Source organism: Kitasatospora arboriphila (assembly GCF_039528095.1).
GTDB classification, from domain to species: domain Bacteria; phylum Actinomycetota; class Actinomycetes; order Streptomycetales; family Streptomycetaceae; genus Kitasatospora; species Kitasatospora arboriphila.
The window spans coordinates 50,541-55,199 of record NZ_BAAALD010000038.1 but is presented as its reverse complement, the minus strand read 5'-3'; the positions used below and the strand labels follow the sequence as shown (position 1 = coordinate 55,199).

Below are 4,659 nucleotides of genomic sequence, written 5' to 3'. Positions count from 1 at the left end.
CCCCCCCCCCCCCCCGCCCCCCCCCCCCCCCCCCCCCGCCCCCCCCGGCGGCGTCGCCCGCGGCCGGGCCCCCGCCCAGGGCGTCCGCCGACTGCTCGGACGGCTCCCCGAGGCCGACGGGGTACGGCTGCTGGGGGACCTGCTGACCCGGCCGGGCCTCGCCGTCGGCGTCGGCAAGGAACTCGCCCGCGCCCTCGCCGACCTCCCCGACCGGCCCGCCGCCGGTCTCGCCCTGCGGGTCTGGGACCTCCCCGCCCTGCACCGGGACGTCCGGGCGGTCCTCGCCGCCGGGCTCACCCGCCACCTCGACCGCCCGGGCGGCGCGCAGCGCCTGGCCGCCGCCCTCGGCGAGGAGGCGGTGCGCGAGGCCGTCCTCGGCATCCCGCACCTGCGGCTCCCGGCCGCCTGCCGGGCACCCTTCGACGGGCTGCTGCTCGCCGCGATCCGGGACGGCGACCCCGCCACGGCGGCGCAGGCGCTCGCCGTCCGCCGCTCGCGCGGACCGCTCGACGAGGACACCGTCCGGGCCGTCGTCGAGCGGCTGCGGCGCCCCGACGAGCCGGACGAGGTCCGGCGCTCCGCCGTCGCCCTCCTCGCGGACCGGCCGACCGAGCTGGTCGTCGCCACCTGGTGGCCGCAGCTGGTCGAACGGCTCGCCGACGAGGCCCGGCACGACCCGCGGCAGCGCCGGCGCCTCGCCGAACTGGCCGACCACCGCTCCGGCACCGCCGTGCCGCCGGTGCTGCTCGACCCGCTGGTCCCGGCCCTGCTGGCCGCCGCGCTGCCGGCCCGCGCCGCGGCGGCGGCGTCCGGCGCGGCCCTCGGCGCCCTGCTCGCCGGGGACCTCGCGCCGCACCGCTGGGACACCCTGCTCGACCTCACCCGGGACCGGCCGAACCGGCTGCCGGCGCCGGGCTTCCCCGGCGCACTCCGGCCCGACCCGGCGCTGCTGCACCAGGTCACCGAGCGGCTGCGCGCCGACGGCGGCACGGCGGCCGGCCTGCTCGGGGTCAGCCTGCTGACCGCCCACTTCGGCCGGACGGACTCCGACGCCCTCCGGTCGGTGCTCGCGCCCTGGCAGCAGCACCCCGACCCGGACGTCGCCGAGCAGGCCCTGGTCGCCACCGACTGACGGCGGCGGGCACGTCGGGTGCGGCCCACGCGTCCGGGGCCGCCCTGGCCGGGGCCCGGTGTTCCCGGTGGCCGCAGCGGGCGTGCGCCGAAGGGCCGGCCCTCCCGCGGTGGGAGGACCGGCCCTCGGGGGTGTGCCGGGTGGAGCGGTGCGGACGGTCAGGCGGTGCGGCGCGGGCGGCCGACGGTGACGGCGAGCAGGCCGGCCAGCGCGGCCGCGGCGGCGACACTCGTCAGGGCGAAGGGCAGGCCGACCGCGTCGGCGAGGAAGCCGATGACCGGCGGGCCGATCAGCATGCCCGCGTAGCCGAGGGCGGAGGCGGTGGCCACGCCCTGCGGGCCGCCGGTGGCGCCGGCCCGGCCGATGGCCAGCGGGAAGATGTTCGCCAGGCCGATGCCGACCAGGACGAAGCCGCCGAGGGCCGCGGGCACCGACGGGACGAGGGCCGCGATCAGCATGCCGACGGCCGCGGTGAGACCGCCGAACAGCATCACCCTGGTCGCGCCGAGCCTGATGGACAGCCAGGTGCCGCTGACCCGGCCGGCGGTCATCGCGAAGGCGAAGGCGGCGTAGCCGGCGGCGGCCAGGCCGGCGCCCGCGTGCACGTCGTCGGTCAGGTGCAGGGTCGCCCAGTCCGCGAGCGCGCCCTCGCCGTAGGCGGTGCACAGCGCGGTGAGACCGAGCAGGACGACCAGCAGGCGCGCGTGCCGGGCCGCCGGAGCCGCCGTAGCCGTCGTCCGGGGCGTGCCGGCCGCGGCGGCGGGGGGGGGGGGGGCGGGGGGGGGGGCGGCGGCGCCCGGCCGCGGCGGAGGGGGCCGGCGCGGGAGCGTCGCCGTCCGGGTCGCGCAGCAGGACCGCACCGGCGGCCGCGGTGACCAGCAGGCCGAGCACGCCGCCGAGGGCGAGTGCCCACGCCGTGCTGAGGGTGCCCGCCAGCAGCCCGCCGACCGCGGCGCCGAGCAGGCCGCCGAGGCTGTACCCGGCGTGGAAGCTCGGCATCACGGGGCGCCGCAGCCGGGCGACGAGGTCGACGGCGACGCTGTTCATGCTGACGTTGGCGGCGCCGTACCCGGCACCGAAGAGCAGCAGGACGGCGCCGAGCGCGGCCACCGAGTGGGTGTGCGCCGGCAGCGGCACGGCGAGGCTCAGCAGGGCCACGGAGCCGACGGTGACGCGGCGGCTGCCGTACCGCAGGCAGAGCCGGCCGACCAGGGCCATGGTGGCGACCGCGCCGGCCGAGATGCAGAGCAGGGCGAGGCCGAGTGCGCTGTGCGAGGCGTGCACCTGGGCGCGCACGTCGGGGATGCGCACCACCCAGGCGGCGAACAGGAAGCCGTCCATCGCGAAGAAGGCCGTGAGGGCGAGCCTGGCGGCGGACCAGGTGCGCGGGGCACGGACCGCCGCGGTGGCGGCGGTGGTGGCAGGGTCGGTGGTGGTGTCGGCGGCGGAGGACCGGGCTTCTGTTTTGTTCAGTAGCGGCACAAAGTCAGAATAGAGGAGTGCCGACCTCACCCACAAGTGCCCAGCCCCCGACCGAGCCGCCGCACCGCCGGCCCGCGCCGGACGCCGACGACACCCGCCCCCCGGCCTCCCCCGGAGCGAGCGGCTCCGCCGCGGCCGAAGCGCGCCGTCCGGCCGCCGACGGCCGGCCGCCCACCGACCACCGCAGGCCGGCACCGGACCGCGGCCGCAGCCTGCTCGGGCCCGCCCTCGAACTCGTCCACACCGGACGGGCACCGACCCGGTCCGCGCTGACCGGTGCCCTCGACGTCACCCGGGCCACCGCGGGCGCCGTCACCGGCGAACTCGAGGCGCTCGGGCTGATCACCGTCGACTCCCGGCCCGCGGGCGGCGGGCGCGGCCGCCCCTCGCACCGCCTCGCCGTCAACCCGGCCGGACCGGTCGTCGTCGCCGCACAGATCCACGCGGACAGCCTGAGCGTCGCGCTCGCGGGCCTCGGCGGGCGCCTGGAGGACGTCCGCTACCTGCCGCTGCCGGCCGCGACCGACCCGGTGCGGATGCTGCGGGCCGTCGCCGAGGCCGGCGCCGACCTCGCCCGCGCCACCACCCGCCGCTGCCTGGGCGTCGGCCTCGCCCTGCCGAACCCGGTCACCGAACCGGACGGCACCGCCCTTGCCGCCCTGCACTTCGCCTGGCCCAGCGGCACCCCGGTGGCCGAGCTGTTCGCCCAGGAGGTGCGGCGCGCCGACTTCGGCCCGCGCGCCCGCAGCCCGCTGCCCTCCGCCGTCGCCAACGACGCCAACCTCGCCGCCCTCGCCGAGCACCGCCACGGCGCCGGCCGGGACGCCCGCCACCTGCTGCTCGTCACCTCCGGCCACCGCGGCGTCGGCGGCGCCCTGGTGATCGACGGCCGGCTGCACACCGGCAGCGCCGGACTCGCCCTGGAGGTCGGCCACCTGACGGTCGACCCGCAGGGCCGCCCCTGCGTCTGCGGCAACCGCGGCTGTCTGAACGCCGAGACCGACCCGGAGGCGCTGTTCGTCGCCGCCGGCCGCACCCCCGACCCCGGCGGCCCGATCCTCGACCAGGCCCGCCGGCTCGCCCGCTCGGCCGCCGACGACCCCGCCGCCGCCGACGCCGTCGCCCACGTCGTCGACCGCCTGGGCCTCGGCCTCGCCGGCCTGGTCAACATCCTCAACCCGGACCGGATCGTGCTCAGCGGCCTCCACCTCGACCTGCTCGCCGCCGCCCCCGAACGGCTCGCCGCGGTCGTCGCCGACCGCTGCCTGTGGGGCCGCAGCGGACGCGTCCCGATCGTGCCGGCGGAGGTCGACCACGCCGGCCTCGCCGGAGCCGCCGAGCTCGCCTGGCAGCCGTACCTCCAGGACCCGCAGGCGGTGTACGCCGCCCGCGGCTGACGGCCCGCCGGCCGGGGGCGGTGGCCGTACCACTCGGTGCGGTGCGTCACCCTGCCGTGCGGAACGGCGGTCGTGCCGCGGCGGGCGATGGCACGATGGGAGGGTCGTGCACGGGTGGAACGAAGGGGTGGCGGGCCGATGCCGTACGAACTGGACCACGTGGTGCTGTGGGTGGCCGATCCGGTCCGCTCGGCCGCGTTCTACCGCGACGTGGTGGGGCTGGAGCCCGTCCGGCTGGCCGAGTTCGAAAAGGGCCTCGCGCCGTTCGTCAGCATGCGGGTGACGGAGCGGACGCTCATCGACCTGGTGCCGCTGACGGTCGCTCCGCAGCTGAATGCCGCGCCGGGTGCCGAGGGCAGCGCCGGCAACCGGCTCAACCACGTCTGCCTGGCCACCTCGGAGCAGGAGTTCGAGGCGCTGCGGACCCGGCTGGAGGCCGGCGGGCACCCGGTGACCCCGTACGCGGAGAACTCGTTCGGGGCCCGCGGCACCGCGCCGCGCACCTACTACTTCGCCGACCCGGACGGCAACGTCCTGGAGGCGCGCCACTACGGCTGAGCCGCGCCGCCCGGTCGGGGCCCACCGTCCGGCCGGGGCCCACCGTCCGGCCGGGGTGCCGCGGCGTCGCCGAGCGCCCGGGCCTCGGCG

At 79.3% G+C, this 4,659-nt stretch carries 4 protein-coding genes and 1 pseudogene; 3 read left to right on the top strand and 2 right to left on the bottom strand.

The features are described from left to right. Nucleotides 1-1,132, top strand: a 1,132-nt coding sequence (locus tag ABD353_RS20365) for a serine/threonine-protein kinase (protein ID WP_486326981.1), incomplete at its 5' end; no start/stop codon positions are given. A 158-nt stretch (nt 1,133-1,290) separates the two neighbouring features. Here ABD353_RS20365 and ABD353_RS40485 read toward each other — a convergent pair. Together ABD353_RS40485 and ABD353_RS40480 are read right to left on the bottom strand one after the other, a co-directional pair. Beyond that, complete coding sequence (locus ABD353_RS40485; RefSeq protein ID WP_425555208.1) at nt 1,291-1,992, bottom strand: MFS transporter; 702 nt, start codon at nt 1,990-1,992, stop codon at nt 1,291-1,293. 1 nt (nt 1,993) lies between these two features. Continuing rightward, nucleotides 1,994-2,473: pseudogene (locus tag ABD353_RS40480) on the bottom strand (MFS transporter); the annotation flags it as partial. A gap of 353 nt (nt 2,474-2,826) precedes the next feature. Between ABD353_RS40480 and ABD353_RS20355 the strand changes: the two are divergent. Together ABD353_RS20355 and ABD353_RS20350 are read left to right on the top strand one after the other, a co-directional pair. Continuing rightward, nucleotides 2,827-4,011 (top strand): ROK family protein, encoded by a 1,185-nt coding sequence (locus ABD353_RS20355; RefSeq protein ID WP_344625094.1) that lies wholly within the window; start codon nt 2,827-2,829, stop codon nt 4,009-4,011. Between the two features lie 138 nt (nt 4,012-4,149). Next, nucleotides 4,150-4,569: a VOC family protein gene (locus ABD353_RS20350; RefSeq protein WP_344625080.1), complete on the top strand. Its 420-nt coding sequence runs from the start codon at nt 4,150-4,152 to the stop codon at nt 4,567-4,569. Nucleotides 4,570-4,659 lie beyond the last annotated feature (90 nt).